This window comes from Bradyrhizobium sp. USDA 3262, assembly GCF_054060035.1.
In genome coordinates this window covers 5,239,533-5,254,266 of sequence record NZ_JBSSCT010000001.1, presented here as the reverse complement: position 1 = coordinate 5,254,266, position 14,734 = coordinate 5,239,533, and the positions used below count along the sequence as shown (strand labels likewise).

At 65.6% G+C, this 14,734-nt stretch carries 14 protein-coding genes; 5 read left to right on the top strand and 9 right to left on the bottom strand.

Annotated elements, in window-relative coordinates; translation table 11 throughout:
* Nucleotides 1-4: 4 nt before the first annotated feature.
* Both ACVWYP_RS24120 and epmA read right to left on the bottom strand, forming a co-directional pair.
* Nucleotides 5-1,096 (bottom strand): lysine-2,3-aminomutase-like protein, encoded by a 1,092-nt coding sequence (locus ACVWYP_RS24120; protein ID WP_304500130.1) that lies wholly within the window; start codon nt 1,094-1,096, stop codon nt 5-7.
* Nucleotides 1,093-2,145: an EF-P lysine aminoacylase EpmA gene (gene epmA / locus ACVWYP_RS24115; RefSeq protein ID WP_304500129.1), complete on the bottom strand. Its 1,053-nt coding sequence runs from the start codon at nt 2,143-2,145 to the stop codon at nt 1,093-1,095. The genes ACVWYP_RS24120 and epmA overlap by 4 nt, the downstream gene beginning before the upstream one ends.
* A gap of 536 nt (nt 2,146-2,681) precedes the next feature.
* Here epmA and efp point away from each other — a divergent pair.
* The 3 genes from efp to ACVWYP_RS24100 all read left to right on the top strand — a co-directional run bounded on the left by efp (nt 2,682) and on the right by ACVWYP_RS24100 (nt 5,732).
* Entirely contained in the window at nt 2,682-3,248 is a 567-nt protein-coding gene (gene efp / locus ACVWYP_RS24110) for an elongation factor P (protein ID WP_016844580.1), read from the top strand.
* A gap of 128 nt (nt 3,249-3,376) precedes the next feature.
* Entirely contained in the window at nt 3,377-4,981 is a 1,605-nt protein-coding gene (locus ACVWYP_RS24105) for a M23 family metallopeptidase (RefSeq protein ID WP_304500128.1), read from the top strand.
* Nucleotides 4,982-5,309: 328 nt separating this feature from the next.
* Nucleotides 5,310-5,732, top strand: coding sequence for a DUF805 domain-containing protein (locus ACVWYP_RS24100; RefSeq protein ID WP_304500127.1), 423 nt, complete (start codon nt 5,310-5,312; stop codon nt 5,730-5,732).
* Between the two features lie 21 nt (nt 5,733-5,753).
* Here ACVWYP_RS24100 and ACVWYP_RS24095 read toward each other — a convergent pair whose 3' ends face one another.
* The 3 genes from ACVWYP_RS24095 to ACVWYP_RS24085 form a co-directional block, all read right to left on the bottom strand.
* Complete coding sequence (locus ACVWYP_RS24095; RefSeq protein WP_304500126.1) at nt 5,754-6,647, bottom strand: dihydrodipicolinate synthase family protein; 894 nt, start codon at nt 6,645-6,647, stop codon at nt 5,754-5,756.
* A 147-nt stretch (nt 6,648-6,794) separates the two neighbouring features.
* On the bottom strand, nt 6,795-7,301 hold the full coding sequence (locus ACVWYP_RS24090; RefSeq protein ID WP_304500125.1) for a cupin domain-containing protein: 507 nt from the start codon (nt 7,299-7,301) through the stop codon (nt 6,795-6,797).
* Nucleotides 7,302-7,342: 41 nt separating this feature from the next.
* Nucleotides 7,343-7,822, bottom strand: a complete 480-nt coding sequence (locus ACVWYP_RS24085) for a carboxymuconolactone decarboxylase family protein (protein ID WP_304500124.1) — start codon at nt 7,820-7,822, stop codon at nt 7,343-7,345.
* 95 nt (nt 7,823-7,917) lie between these two features.
* Here ACVWYP_RS24085 and ACVWYP_RS24080 point away from each other — a divergent pair, with 95 nt between their 5' ends.
* Together ACVWYP_RS24080 and ACVWYP_RS24075 are read left to right on the top strand one after the other, a co-directional pair.
* Complete coding sequence (locus ACVWYP_RS24080; protein WP_304500295.1) at nt 7,918-8,490, top strand: MarR family winged helix-turn-helix transcriptional regulator; 573 nt, start codon at nt 7,918-7,920, stop codon at nt 8,488-8,490.
* 140 nt (nt 8,491-8,630) lie between these two features.
* Nucleotides 8,631-9,866 (top strand): lytic murein transglycosylase, encoded by a 1,236-nt coding sequence (locus tag ACVWYP_RS24075; protein ID WP_304500123.1) that lies wholly within the window; start codon nt 8,631-8,633, stop codon nt 9,864-9,866.
* Between the two features lie 286 nt (nt 9,867-10,152).
* Here the strand turns inward: ACVWYP_RS24075 and ACVWYP_RS24070 are convergent, their stop codons facing one another.
* From ACVWYP_RS24070 to glpX, 4 genes are all read right to left on the bottom strand, one after another.
* A complete protein-coding gene (locus ACVWYP_RS24070; RefSeq protein WP_304500122.1) occupies nt 10,153-10,971 on the bottom strand; it encodes a glucose 1-dehydrogenase in 819 nt (272 codons plus the stop codon).
* An 18-nt stretch (nt 10,972-10,989) separates the two neighbouring features.
* A complete protein-coding gene (recJ, locus tag ACVWYP_RS24065) occupies nt 10,990-12,831 on the bottom strand; it encodes a single-stranded-DNA-specific exonuclease RecJ (protein WP_304500121.1) in 1,842 nt (613 codons plus the stop codon).
* Between the two features lie 55 nt (nt 12,832-12,886).
* Nucleotides 12,887-13,606 carry a haloacid dehalogenase type II gene (locus ACVWYP_RS24060; RefSeq protein WP_304500120.1) on the bottom strand — a complete coding sequence of 240 codons (720 nt, stop codon included), beginning with the start codon at nt 13,604-13,606 and terminating at the stop codon, nt 12,887-12,889.
* A gap of 119 nt (nt 13,607-13,725) precedes the next feature.
* Entirely contained in the window at nt 13,726-14,724 is a 999-nt protein-coding gene (gene glpX / locus ACVWYP_RS24055; RefSeq protein WP_304500119.1) for a class II fructose-bisphosphatase, read from the bottom strand.
* Nucleotides 14,725-14,734: the final 10 nt, after the last annotated feature.

The following is a 14,734-nucleotide window of genomic DNA, read 5'->3' as shown; positions in this document are numbered from 1 at the left end:
CGCCTCAGGATTGCGGCGGGTAAAGATGAACGTCGCCGCAATAATCGACGATACGGTAGCGCCGTTCCACCGGAACTTCACGTTCGCGGGAAGCCGGCTGCGACAAATAGCTCGGGCCGATCGGCGCCTTGCCGTAGCCGCCGGGGATGTCGAGCACATAATCCGGCTGACAAAGTCCGGAGACACGCCCGCGCAACGCCCGCATCAATTCCTGCCCGGCTTCGATCGTGGTGCGCAAATGCGCGGTGCCGGGCGCAAGGTCGCCGTGATGCAGATAATAGGGCTTGATCCGGCACTCCACAAAGCCGCGCATCAACGCCTCGAGCGTCGCAGCATCGTCATTGACGCCGCGCAGCAGGACGGACTGGCTCACCAGGGGAATGCCGGCGTCTGCAAGGCGCGCGCATGCCGTGCGGGCATTGTTGCTCAGCTCACGCGGATGGTTGGCGTGGATCGCAATCCAGGTCGTCGCGCCTTCGACCCGCAATGCCGCGACCATCTCGGGATTGATACGGCCCGGATCGGCGATCGGAACACGGGTGTGGAGGCGAACGATCTTCACATGATCGATGTCGGCGAGATCGGCCATGATCTCGGTCAGCCTGCGCGGCGACAGCATCAAGGGATCGCCGCCGGTCAGGATGACTTCCCAGATCTCCGGATGGCTGCGGATGTAATCCAGCGCCGCGCGGTAGGCGTCATCGGACAAGGCCGAGGCCTTTCCCGGCCCGACCATTTCGCGCCGGAAACAGAACCGGCAATACACCGCGCAGACATGGACGAGCTTGAACAACACCCTATCGGGATAGCGATGCACGATTCCGGCGACCGGCGAATGCGCATCGTCGCCGATCGGATCGGCGTTCTCGCCCGGCTGCTCGACGAGTTCGTCGGCGCTCGGGATGAACTGCCGCGCGATCGGGTCGGCGGGATCGGCCGGATCGATCAGCGCGGCGAGCTCCGGCGTCACGGCGACCGCGTAGCGCGCAGCGACCCGCTCGAGCCCGGCAAGTGCTGCGACCGGCGCGAGCCCGGCATCGACCAGCTCGCGCGGCTGTCGCAGCGTCGCCGCCAGTTTTGGATCGATCCTGTTCATGTCTCTCCTGCAGGCGGTGTCCAGACCACCTGATCAATTCGTGGCGCGCCGCTCGCCAGCATCACCAGCCGGTCGAAGCCGAGCGCGACGCCGCTGGCCTCCGGCATCTGGCCGACAGCGGCAAGGAAATCGTCGTCGAGCGGATAGCGCTCGCCATAACGGCGGGCCTTCTCGTCCATCGCTGCGGTGAAACGATGGCGCTGCTCGGCCGCATCGGTCAGCTCGCCAAAGCCGTTGGCGAGCTCGACGCCGCAGGCATAGACCTCGAAACGCTCGGCGACATCAGGATCGCCGGCCTTGGTGCGCGCCAGCGCGGCCTCTGGCGAGGGGTATTCGAACAGCACCGTCAGACGGCCCTGCCCCAGTTGGGGCTCGACATGCTCGACCAGCACCTTGCTGAAGATATCGGACCAGGTGTCGTCATCTGCAACCCGCACCCGCGCTGCCGCCGCCGCCGCAAGCGCCTCGCGATCGCCCGCGCCGCCCGTGATCGTCGCCAACAGATCGATGCCGGCGAAGCGCTCGAAAGCTGCCGCGACCGTCAGCAATTCCGGCTCGGCAAAGGGATCGGCCGTCCTGCCACGGAATGAAAACCGCCCGATCCCGGTCGCCTGCGCCGCATGGGCGATCACGACGATCGTGTCGGCCATGATGGCGTCATAGCCGGCATTGGCGCGGTACCATTCCAGCATGGTGAATTCGGGCAGATGCAGGTCGCCGCGCTCGCGGTCGCGGAACACGCGCGCGAACTCGTAAATCTTCGGCTCGCCGGCCGCGAGCAGCTTCTTGCAGGCGAACTCCGGCGAGGTGCGCAGATAGCGCGGCGCATGCGAGCCATCGGCCTGCCTGAGCTCGGTGCGGGGCGCGTGCAGATGGGTCTCGTTGCCCGGCGAGATCTGCAGGATCGCGGTCTCGACCTCGGCAAATCCTTGCTCCTCGAACCAGGCGCGCACCGCTCGCGTGATCGCGGTCCGCGCCTGCAGGAACGGCCTGCGGTCGACAAAGCGCTGCGGCGTCCACCAGGGCGACGGCTGGTCATGAGCTGTCATCACAAGGGTATCCCCATGGATTCAACATCAACGAGCCGCCATCCGCACTCAAAGGTCTTGCACAATCGATTGATTCCACACAAGTTCATAACCCCGCACAGCCCCCGGCCTTCGCGGAACGCGGCGAGGCTGGTCCCTTCTTGTCGAAAGACGCGCACCTTGTCCATGCGCGCCCGGCTGAACCTGAACGACGGCTCGCACGTCCCATCCGGCGACCGATAAGCCACTCGGCGAGGAGAGGAAACGCCTTTCCCCCGGGGTCGAGGACTGGCGCTGCCTCTACGATCTGAAGACCGGCACATTCTCGGTTCCTGCGAGCTTTGCCGAGCACAACCGGACGCACTGAAAACGCCCGATCCGGCCCGAAAATAGGGCCGATTGGGACGGCCGGGACGGTTCGCAACCTTGCGAATTCGGCCGCAAAAGACTGGCATCTCAGGGACAAATCAGTATGTTGCAGCCCGAAATCGCCGCCATGGCCGAGGGGCTGCCGATCCGGTTGGCGCCCTTAGGCTCTCAAATCCAGGAAAACACCTTTGAAAGTCATCGCCAGTTCCATCCGCAAGGGCAACGTCATCGAGCAGGACGGCAAGCTCTATGTGGTCCTTTCCGCCGAGAACATTCATCCCGGCAAGGGCACCCCGGTCAGCCAGATCGAAATGCGCCGCATCGGCGACGGCGTGAAGGTCTCGGAGCGCTACAAGACCACCGACCAGGTCGAGAAGGCCACCGTCGAGGACCACAACTACAACTACCTCTATGAAGATGGCGACGGCTTCCACTTCATGAACAACGACAACTACGACCAGGTCCAGGTCTCCAAGGAGATCGTCGGCTCGTCCGCGCCGTATCTGCAGGAGAACATGACCGTGAAGCTCTCGATGCACGAGGGCAACCCGGTCGCGATCCAGCTGCCGCAGCGCGTGACGCTGGAAGTGGTCGAGACCGAGCCGGTGACCAAGGGCCAGACCGCCTCCTCGTCCTACAAGCCGGCCATGCTGTCCAACGGCCTGCGCACCGGGGTGCCGCCGCACATCACCACGGGCACCCGCATCGTGGTCATGACCGAGGACGGTTCCTACGTCGAACGCGCCAAGGACTGAGCGCTTGAGGCGCGGTGGGATTTGAAATGAATCGTCACCGCGCCTCAACTTGTTGGTTAAGCATCAACTTTACCGAAAACCGCTACACACTTTTCCGGAACTTGCTTTAGTCTCTCGGGCGATCAAACATGAGCCCGGGGAGTGCAGTGAGCAGGAAGGTGGTCAGCTTCGTTAGTTGCTGGCTGGCAGCCCTGCTCGCGCCTCTTCCCGGCGCGCATGCCGACGAATTCCGAACGCCATCGATCTCGGCCATGCGGGTCGAATGGCGTGCCGTGCTCGACCAGTTGCGGCAGGAGATCGGCAGCCGCCCGGCCGTCGCCGCCGGCTTCACTTTCGCCGGACAACGCCGCGTTCCCGCCACCGATCCGCGGGCGACGCCTGCGCTGGTGCAGTTGAACGCGGTGACGGCGCCGCTGTTTCCCGGCATCGCGCAGAGCCCGATCCCGGTGCTGCTGCCGTTCGATCCCGCCAGCTATCTCGACGCGCGGCAAAACGGTGCGCCGGACAGCCTGTCGATCGCGCGCTACCAGGCCGACTTCCGCGCGGTCGATTTCTTCCATGCCGGTGCCTCGGGCTACGATGCCGTGTTCTCGCTCGACCCCGGCGCCGGTGACGGCATGCCGCCGCGAACATTTGCGAAGCCGGTCGAGGTGCAGATTTCCGGCTCGATCCTGGTCTACGACCTCGCCGACCGGCTCGGCGGCAAGGGCGAGCCGGTCAAGACGCTGGCCGCGCAGTTTCCGGACCTGCGCCGCTTCATTCGCGAGGGCTATGTCCGCTACGCCTTCACCCGCTTCGGGATTCCCTATGTCGTGTCGATCCAGTGCCTCGACAGCGCGCCGCGGCCGAAGCGGCTGGCCTGCCGCGAGGCCTATCCGGTCGTCGAGCGCTTTCTGAAGGCTTTGCGCATCGCCGGCGGCCAGCCTTCACCGCCGCGCAGCGACGTCGCCTCCGACATCGCCGAGCGGCCCGCCGCGCAATCCACCGACTTCACCTACCACCCGAGCGGCGACATCGTCGCAGGCAGCGGCGGCCGCAGGCAACAAGGTGGTCACGCCGACTTCACCGTCTATTCGCAGATCCGCTTTCCGCTCGAGAGGGCGCCGGCCTTCGCGCACTCGCAATCCTTCGCCAGGCGCAAGCCCGGCGCGGCCGTCGACGCGTATCCCTGGCAGGACAATTTCTGCGAGGCGCGCAGCTTCGAGGTCGGCCAATGCGCCAGCGGCTACGGCCATCAGGGCCAGGACATTCGCCCCGGCGCATGTCCTGTCGACAGCAAGGATGGTTGCGATCCCAAACAGCAGGCGGTCGTTGCGGTGCGCGACAGCATCGTGATCCGCTCGCCGCAACAGCAGGCCGCGACATTGCAGGTCAACACCCGCACCGAGCACGTCCGCTTCCGCTACATGCACATGAACCCGTCAGTGATGGATGGCGACGGCCTGCTCAACGGACGCCGCGTCAGCGAGGGCGAGAAGATCGGCGTGGTCTCGAACTATCTCGACCACCCCAACGGCACCTCGCGGCATCTGCATTTCGACGTTCAGGTGTTCACGCGCGACGGCTGGCTGTGGGTCAATCCCTACACCACGCTGGTGTCGGCCTATGAGCGGCTGATCCGCGGCCGCGGCCGCGAGATCGGACCGGAGCCAGGACCTGCGGCCGCCGTGGCCCATGCCCTGCCCGACGACGTCCTGCATCGCATCGACACCCAGGAGGGTGGCGGCAATTAGAGTGTTGTCGAGCGAAGTGGACACCGGTTCGGGGCGCACTGCCAAAATATCGAAAACAACCCCATGCAAAGTAGCCGGCGGCTGCCGTCGTTCGACATGACACCTTGACACGTCGGGCAAATCAGCGGCATTATTCCATTATTCCGAAATTGTGCAAACGCCCACCGCAGGTTCCATTCGGAATCGCATCGATGCGCGCCATGTCGCGGCGACAATTGCCAGCTTGAATGATCATGATGGAAGCAGCAATCCGCGGGAACCCGTCCCGCTTTGACCATCGGACGCAAGTCTCTATCAGATGCCCGTTCAGGCTGGACCACAACCAAGCATGCTCTCGACCTTCAGCTGGTTCTTTCTTTCGGTGAAAGGCCGCATCAGCCGGCAGGAATTCGGCCTGGGATTTTTCGGCCTCGTGCTGGTCGACATGCTCGTCATTCGCATCGGCGTGAGGCTCGACCCCGGTCCACGGTACTACGACAGCAGCCCGCCCGCCGACGACCTGTCCGTCCTGCGCTTGCTGCTCATGCTGTCATTGTGGCCGTTTGCCGCGATGCTCGTGAAGCGGCTGCACGACCTCAACGTCTCGGGCTGGTGGGCGCTGACGATCCTCGCCATTCCCCACCTCGCCGCCGCGCTGCACGTCAAATACTGGATCCCCTATCTGGCGCTCGTCGCAACGCTGAGCGTGCTGCCGGGATCGAAGGGTGACAACCGGTTCGGCCGCGATCCGCTGGCGCGTGCCGGCATCTAGCGCCTTGCGCCGCGGTTGCGATCAATCGATCTCGATCGCAGCCAACGTCTCCTTGACCCGCCTCTGAGCGTCCGCAGGGAGCGGCAATATCGGACGTGGAGGCTCCGCCGCACAGATCCCTCTGAGATTGGCAAGTGCGTAGACGACACGCAGACTGGAATATCTCCTGAACAGATCCCAAATCGGCTGCAGACGCCCGTTGAGCTCTCGCGCCCGGGCCGCATCGCCGCTCGTCGCGGCGCGAACGATGTCCACGCAGACCTTCGGGAAGATTCCTGCGACAACGCTGTACCAGGTATCTCCGCCCGCCAGCAGCGCCTCGGTGCAATTCCAGTCGGCGCTGTAACCCAACGCAACGCCGTCCGGAACGACAGCCCGCAATTCCCTGAGATGGCCCGCCACCGTCGAAGCATCCAGCGCCGGACTTTTTACCGCGACGATTCCGTCCACACGCCCCAACCGGCCGATGAGCGCCGGCGTGAATTGAAAATGAGTCGTTCCGGGATTGTCATAGATGCAGATCGGCAACCCGCTCTCGCGAGCCACGGTTTGAAAATGCTCAAAGACCTCGTCATCGGTCAGCGGCGTATAGGAAACCGCCGCCAGCAGGCCTGTCGTCGCGCCCGCATCGCGCGCATCCTGGGCCAGCCGCACTGCGTCGTCGGTGCGCAGTGCGCCGATGCCAACCAGTATTGGTGTGTTGCCGTCTGCCAAGGCGGTGGCCGCCTGCACGGCGCGCCGCCGCTCATCGCGGCTGAAATACGGATATGAGCCGGTACTTCCGAGCAGCCCGACCGAATCCACCTTCGCCGCAATCAATGGGTCGAGCAAGGCGCGGAGCGCCCCCACATCGACCCGTCCATCCCGGTTCGAAGGCGTTATCGGAAAGGCAGAGAGCCCCTTCAGACTGATCATCGGTTCGTCCCTCGTCGGCAACCGTCGCCGTAACCTGCCGCGCAATCAATCGACGCGCCCCGTCGCGCGCAAGGTCCAGTTTCACGCGAACTGGGCACCAAACTGGTCCAGTGCGCACGTATTGCAGAACGAGCGCCCAACCGATCGCTATTCGAGCATCGTGGTCAGCTGCGCGCCCTCGTCGGCCACGAACACCGCGATCAGCTCCGCCGGCTCCGTGGTGCTCGCATTGGCCGAGACCATGTGGGTCGAGCCCGGCGGCTCGAAAAAGGACTGGCCGACCTTGAAGGTCTCGACCGGCCCGCCGCCGAGCTGGGAGCGGATTTCACCCTTGGTGATGTAGGCCGTCACCGAACCGGAATGGCGGTGCGGCGGCGTGAAGCCGCCGGGACCATAGAACACGCGCACCACCGTAACGCGCTTGCCCGCGACATTGGGCAGCGCGTGCGAGGTGATGACCTCGACCTTGTCGAGCGGCGACGCTGCATTGGCGCTGGCGCACAGCGGCGCGATCACAGAGGAGATCGCGTCCATCGGGGTCGGCAGTGCCTTGCCGATCACGAAGGCGGAGGCCAGCCCCGCGATCACGGCCAGCGCGACCGGCCGCGGCGGCCGCGCGAATGGAAGAGATGGGGTCATTGCCATCGAGGTCATTGTTTTTCTCCCTGCCAGTTGCCGTTTGATCCGTCTCGACGTTACGAAGCCGCCGCGTCCGCGCGCTGCCGGCGCGGCGGCGGCGTCCAGCGATAGGCCGCGCCGAACCGGTTCCAGACGTTGATCGATGCGATCGCCGAGGTCAGGTACGTCAGCTCCTGCTCGGAGAATTCGGCGATGGCCTGCGCATAGACCTCGTCGCTGACGCCGTTCGGCAAGGTGGTCAACGCTTCGGTCCAGACTAGCGCAGCGCGCTCGCGCGGCGTGAACTGCGGCGCCTCGCGCCACACCACGACGAGGTTCAGCTTGTCGGCGGGCACGCCGAGGCTCTCGCCCTGCAGGATGTGATACTGCACGCAGAAGGCACAGCCGTTGATCTGCGAGGCGCGCAGCTTGACCAGTTCGAGCAGCTGCTTGTCGAGGCCGGCCTTCGCCGCGAACTGGCCGAGTGCGCGCACGGCGGCGAAGACGTCGGGCGCGAGCTTCTCGAAGTCGGTGTATTCCTTGCGGGCATGTGACATTGGCCTGGCCTCATGTTATCAGTGTACTGAGATATTATCAGAGCTCTGATATCATCGGCAAGATGCGGACATCGGCGAAGGCGACGGCAGGCGACATGGCGGCAATGCGGAAACGAGGCAAATCCGGCACCGCCGAGCGGCATCCGGTCAAAGCCTTCGGCCGAAGGGCCGCAGCGAATACAGGATCGACCGCAGGCGACGTCCTGCTCGCCCCTTCCGTTCCGGCGCCGGGCGAAGGCAAGCGCGGCGAGCAGGGCTATCTCGCCTATCTGCTGCGCCAGGCCCACGCGGCCTCGCGGCTGTCGATGGAACGCCAACTGGGACGGCTCGGCGTCACCTCGCCGCAATTCGTCGTGCTGACGATGCTGAAAGCCTATCCGGGGCTCTCGGGCGCCGATCTGGCTCGCGTCGCGCTGCTGACGCCGCAGACCGTGAGCGTGATCATCCGCAACCTCGAGCGCGACGGCGCGATCCGCAAGACGCCGCACCCCGTCCACGGCCGCGTGCTGCAATGGACCCTGACCGGCCATGGAACCGCGCTGCTGGAGAAATGCCGGCAGATCGCCCAGGCCCAGGAACGCCGGCTCGCCGTCAGTCTCGACGCCAGGTCGGAACAGGTGGTGCGCCGGTGGCTGTCAAAAATCGCCATAGATTTGCAGGATAGCTAGAGCATGCCCCGGAAAAGTGGGAACCGGTTTTCCCTCGCGACAAACGCGGAACGCGTTTGCGCGGAGGTCATGCTCAAAACAATGGCTCCTGCGGCGGCGTGGCTTTTGGCTCACCCGGTCGGCGCCGCTACACTGGCCCGATGAAACAGCCTGATTCTCCGAAATCCCTTGCCCGCCGCGCCGTCCTGAAGGCGGGGCTCGCCGCAGGCGTGGTGCTCGTCAATCCGCTCGGCGCGCTGGCGGCAGCCCCTCCGGGCTTCGACCAGTGGCGCGACAATTTTCGCGCCCGCGCGCTGGCAAAAGGCATTTCGGAGGCGACCTGGAATCGCTGCATGGGGTGGATCGAGCCCGACATGAGCGTGTTCAGGCAGATGCGCAACCAGCCTGAATTCCACGAGCAGATCTGGCAGTACATCAATCGCCGCGTCTCCGACTGGCGGATCATCCATGGCCGCGAGGCACTGAAGAAGAACGAGGCGCTGTTCGGCCGGATCGAGCGCGACTTCGGTGTCGAGCGCGGCACGCTGCTCGCGCTGTGGGGCGTCGAGTCCGCCTATGGCGATCCGCTGGTGCAGCAGAACCACATGACGCCGGTGTTTCCCTCGCTGGCGGCGCTCGCCTGGAACGAGCCGCGCCGCAAGGCCTATTGGGAGACCGAACTGATCAACGCGATGAAGATCGTGCAGCGCGGCTGGAGCACGCCTGAGGAGATGAACGGCTCCTGGGCCGGCGCGATGGGTCATTCGCAGTGGATGCCGGAAGTCTGGCTCAATGTCGGCTTCGACTATGATGGCGACGGCAAGGTCTCGCCGTTCGGCCGGCCCGACGACGCGCTGGGCTCGACCGCGAAATATCTCGTCAATCGCGGCAAATGGCACCGCGGCGAGCACTGGGGTTACGAGGTCCGCGCGCCCGGCGGCGACACCAGCAGCAGCCGCACCTATGCGGCCTGGGCCAGCGCCGGCGTGACGCGCGCCGACGGCCAGCCGTTTCCGCAGCCGAACGCATCAGCGCGACTGTGGATCCCGGTCGCGGGCGGCCCGGCCTTCCTGCTCGGTCCGAACTTCAATTCGGTGAAGAGCTACAACCCGTCGATGAACTACGCGCTGGCGATCTGCCATCTCGGCGATCGCTGCCTCGGCGGGCCGCCCTTCATCCAGCCCTTCCCGGGCTCGGAGCGCGCGCTGACACTCGCCGAAGTGCAGGAGATGCAGACGCGGCTGACCAAGGCCGGCTTCGACACTGGCGGCACCGACGGCCGCGTCGGCAACGACACCATGAAGGCGATCAAGGATTTTCAGATCAAGATGGGCCTGTTGCCCGCCGATGGTTACGGCGGGCTCAAGGTGCTGGCGCGGTTACGGCAAGGCGGGTAGCTCGCAGCACATACTCCGTGTCGTCCCTGCCTAGTGCGCAATTGCGCACGGGAGCAGGGACCCATAACCACAGATGATGATTGTTGCACACCGCTGGAATGAACAAGTCCCGTTCACAACATCGGCCGCGGAGTATGGGTCCCTGCTTTCGCAGGGACGACGGCGGTTGGGATGCAAATGCGCCGCTCAACTCCTCGCAGCTGCGTAGCCCGGGTGAGCGAAAGCGATACCCGGGGACGCATTTCCCGCATATCGCTCCGCTCATGCGGGCTACGACAATTCGCGGCTAGCCGCTCGCAGGCTGCCGCACGACGCCGCCGGCGTTCATGCCGCCGTCGATCACGAGCTCGCTGCCGGTGACGTAGCGCGAGGCGTCCGAAGCGAGATAGAGCACGCCCTGGGCAATCTCGATGGCCTGGCCGGCGCGGCCCAGCGGTGTGGCGAACCTCGCGCGCTCCTCCGGATCGATCGGCGCGTTCTGGCCGGCGCCGGTCGCGCCAGTCGGGATCTTGCCCCAGATCGGCGTGTCGATGATGCCGGGATGCACCGAGTTGACGCGGATGCCGTCGCCAAGCTGGGCGCATTCCATTGCGATCGACTTGGCAAACAGGCGGACCGCGCCCTTGGTGGCGCTGTAGCCGGAAAGGGTCGCCGCACCGCGCAGGCCGGCCAGCGACGACATCATGATGATGGAGCCGCCGCCAGTTTTACGCATCAGCGGCAGCGAGTGCTTCACCGACAGAAATACGCCGTCGATATTGATGGCGGTCTGGCGGCGCCAGTCGGCGAGCGACATCTCGACAATCGAAGGCGCCCCGATGCCGATACCGGCATTCGAGACCATGATGTCCAGGCGGCCATAGCGCTTGCCGATATCAGCTACAACCTCGATCCAGCGCTCCTCGCTGGTGACGTCCTGCGGCAGAAAGCTCACCTTGCGGCCGGCCTTCGTAAGACGGGCTGCGAGCTCCGGTCCCCTCAACTCATCGATATCGGTGGCAACAACGGTCGCGCCTTCCTGCGCGAGCAATTCAACGATGGCCTCGCCAATGCCTGATGCGCCGCCGGTCACCAGTGCGACCTTGCCTTCAACCTGTCCTGACATGTCCTCTCCCAACGTTTCTTATCGGATCACCGTCGGGCCCTGATCCGGCACCGCGACGTCGAGGACACGGAATTGCACACGTTCGGTGCCTTGCCAACGGTCGACCGCAAGAGAGCCCGCCACGTGCAATTGCTGGCCGCGATTTTGCGTCAAGGCGCTGCCGAGCTTCTGTCCGACGGAACGGAACGCGATACCGTTGACGATCGAGCCGTCGCCTGACTTGAAGCGCAGCCGCAAATGCGCCTGCCCGACCTCGTCGGCATAGACCAGCTGATGCGACGGGAGCGCGATCACCGGTTCCGGATTGGCGCTGCCGAACGGGCCCGCGCGATTGAGCGTCGCGGCGAACTCCGGCGTCACCGCGCGCGCGGTCACGGCGCCGTCGATGAACAGCTCGTTCTCGTGGCGCGAATTGGCGACGTCGGCCGCCAGCGCGCTCTCCATGTAGGCGCGGAATTCGGCCAGCTTCTCCTTGCGCAACGTGACGCCGGCCGCCATCGCGTGCCCGCCGCCCTTCATCAGGAGGCCGTCATGCACCGCCTGCCGCACCGCCTTGCCGAGATCGACGCCGCCGATCGAGCGGCCCGATCCGGTGCCGATGCCGCCGGGCTCCAGCGCGATCGCAAACGCGGGACGCGCGAACTTCTCCTTCAGCCGCGCCGCGACCAGCCCGACCACGCCGGGATGCCAGCCTTCCGCCGCGGTGACGATGACAGCGCCCTTGTCCTCGAGCCCGAGCGAAGCCAGCGCCTCGGCTTCGGCCTGTGCCTCGGCCGCCTGCTCGATGACGCGCCGTTCGGCATTGAGGCGATCGAGCTCGGCCGCGATCCGCGCAGCTTCGGAGACGTCGCCTTCGAGCAACAACCGCACGCCGAGATCGGCGCGCCCGATACGACCGCCGGCATTGATGCGCGGCCCCAGCATGAAGCCGAGATGCCAGGCCTCCGGCGGGCCGTTGAGGCGCGCGACATCCATCAGCGCGGTGTGGCCGACATGGTCGCGGCGGCGCATCGCGATCAGGCCCTTGGCGACAAAGGCCCGGTTCAGCCCGATCAGCGGCGCGACATCGGCCACGGTACCGAGCGCGACGTGATGCAGCACGCTAAGCAGGTCCGGCTCCGGCATCTCGCCGGTCCAGAAGCCGCGATGGCGCAGTTCGCGATTTACGGCAACCAGGGTCACCAGCACGAGGCCGACCGCTGCGAGATGGCCGAGCCCCGAGAGATCGTCGGGCCGGTTGGGATTCACCAGTGCGTCGACCTCGGGCAACACATCGCCGGTCTGGTGATGATCGATCACGACGACCGACATCCCGAGCTTCCTGGCTTCCGCCAGCGGCTCGATGCTGGTGGTGCCGCAATCGACCGTGACGAGCAGCGTCGCGCCCTTTGCCGCCAGCGCGCGCACGGCGTCGACGTTCGGCCCGTAGCCTTCGAAGATGCGGTCGGGAATGTGGATCAGCGGGTCCAGCCCGCAATGGCGGAGATGCCAGGTCAAGAGCGCGGCCGAGGTCGCGCCGTCGACGTCATAGTCGCCGAAGATCGCAACCTTCTCGCCGCGATCAGCGGCATCCGCAATGCGCCTGGCCGCGTGCTCCATCTCGGTGACCGTATGAGGATCCGGCATCAGCTTGCGGATGGTCGGATCGAGGAAGTCGGCGACCTCGTCGATCCCGACATCGCGCCCCGCCAGCACCCGCGCCAGCATTTCCGGCAGGTTGTGACGCTGCACGATCGCGAGCGCCCGCGCCGCCCCGCGCGCATCCAGCCGGTCGCGCCAGAGTTTCCCGGTCAGCGACCGCGTCACGCCGAGGAACGCCTGTGGCGCCTCGACGGGTAGTGCGGATGCGTGCAGCGTCATGATCCTTTCCCAATCAGGCAGGAATCGTAACGCTTCGATGATTTGTGGACCAGTTCTAGCAGCCCATCCGGCCGGCGATTTCCCCGAAATCCTTGCCCACGATGTCCCACTCGCCGGTGGCCTCGAAATCGACCTTCTGCAGCGGGCCGTATTCGGTCGGGCGCGCCACGAAGGCGGTCTTCAGGCCGAGCTTCTGCGCGTGCTTCAGGTCGTAATTGTGCGCGGCGACCATCATCACCTGCTCCGGCGGCAGGCAGAGCAGCTTCGCGGCGCCGAGATAGGTTTCCGGATCTGGCTTGTAGTGCTCGAACAGTTCGGCCGACATCACGAGGTCCCAGGGCAGGCCTGCGAACTTCGCCATATTGGTGAGCAGCGCGACATTGCCGTTGGAGAGCGGCGAGATGATGTATTTGGTCTTCAGCCGGGTCAGACCGGCGACGCTGTCGGGCCAGGCGTGCAGGCGATGCCAGCCCAGCGTCAGATGCTGCAGGTCGGCCTCGGTCAGGCCCTTGACGTCGAACTGCGCGACGAGTTTTTCCAGCGAGCGGCGGTGCAATACGTCCAGGATGACGTAGCCGTTCTGCGGGTTCTTGCGCACCTCGTCCATCGAGGCCGCATAGACTGCGCGCCAGCCATCGACCAGCGCGGTCCAATCGGCCTTGATACCGCGCGTCTCGCCCCATCTGGTGAAGTCGTTAATCAGGCTGGAGCGCCAGTCGACCACGGTCCCGAACACGTCGAATACCAGCGCCTTGACACCGGACAGATCGGACATGCGCGTCTCCCTTTTCTTGTTGTTGTTTACGCTGTCGTTCCGGGGCGATGCGAAGCATCGAACCCGGAACCTCGAGATTCCGGGTTCGTCCTTCGGACGCCCCGGAATGACAGCGGATATTAGTCCAGGTGGAATTTCTCGAGCTGCCGATGCTCGGCCTTGATGTAGCGCACGGTGCCGGTGACCGAGCGCATCACGACCGTCTCGGTCTCGATCACGTCCTTCTTGAACTTCACGCCGGTCAGCAGCGAGCCGGTGGTGACGCCGGTGGCGGCGAACAGGCAGTCGCCCTTGGCCATGTCCTCGATGCCGTAGATCATCTTCGGATCGGTGACGCCCATCTTGTGGGCGCGCTCGCGCTTTTCCTCGGTGTCGAGGATCAAGCGGCACTGCATCTGGCCGCCGATGCAGCGCAGCGCCACCGCCGCGAGCACGCCCTCGGGCGCGCCGCCGGTGCCGATATACATGTCGACGCCGGTCTCATCGGGTTTGGCACAGTGAATGACGCCGGCGACGTCGCCATCGGTGATCAGCTGCACGGCAGCGCCCGTGGAACGCACGCTGTTGATGATGTCGGCATGGCGCGGACGGTCGAGCACCAGCACGTTGATCGCGCTGGGGGCGACGCCCTTGGCCTTGGCGAGCCGGCGGACATTGTCGGCCGGCGGCGCGTCGAGCTCGATCACGTTCTTGGCGTAACCCGGACCGATCGCGATCTTCTGCATGTAGACGTCGGGCGCGTGCAGCAGCGTGCCGCCATCGGCCATCGCCATGGTGGCAATCGAGCCCGGCATGTTCTTGGCGCACAGCGTGGTGCCTTCGAGCGGGTCGACGGCAATGTCGACCTTGGGGCCGGCATTGAGGCCGACCTTCTCGCCGATGAACAGCATCGGCGCCTCGTCGCGCTCGCCCTCGCCGATCACGACCGTTCCCTCGATCGGCAGCTTGTTGAGCTCGCGCCGCATCGCGTCGACCGCGGCCTTGTCGGCGGCCTTCTCCTGGCCGTGGCCGCGCAGCCGCGCGGCCGACACCGCCGCGCGCTCCGTCACGCGCACGATTTCGAGCGTCAGGATGCGCTCGAGCAGCATCTGCGGCGGAACGGAAATATGGGTCGACATCGGCGTACTC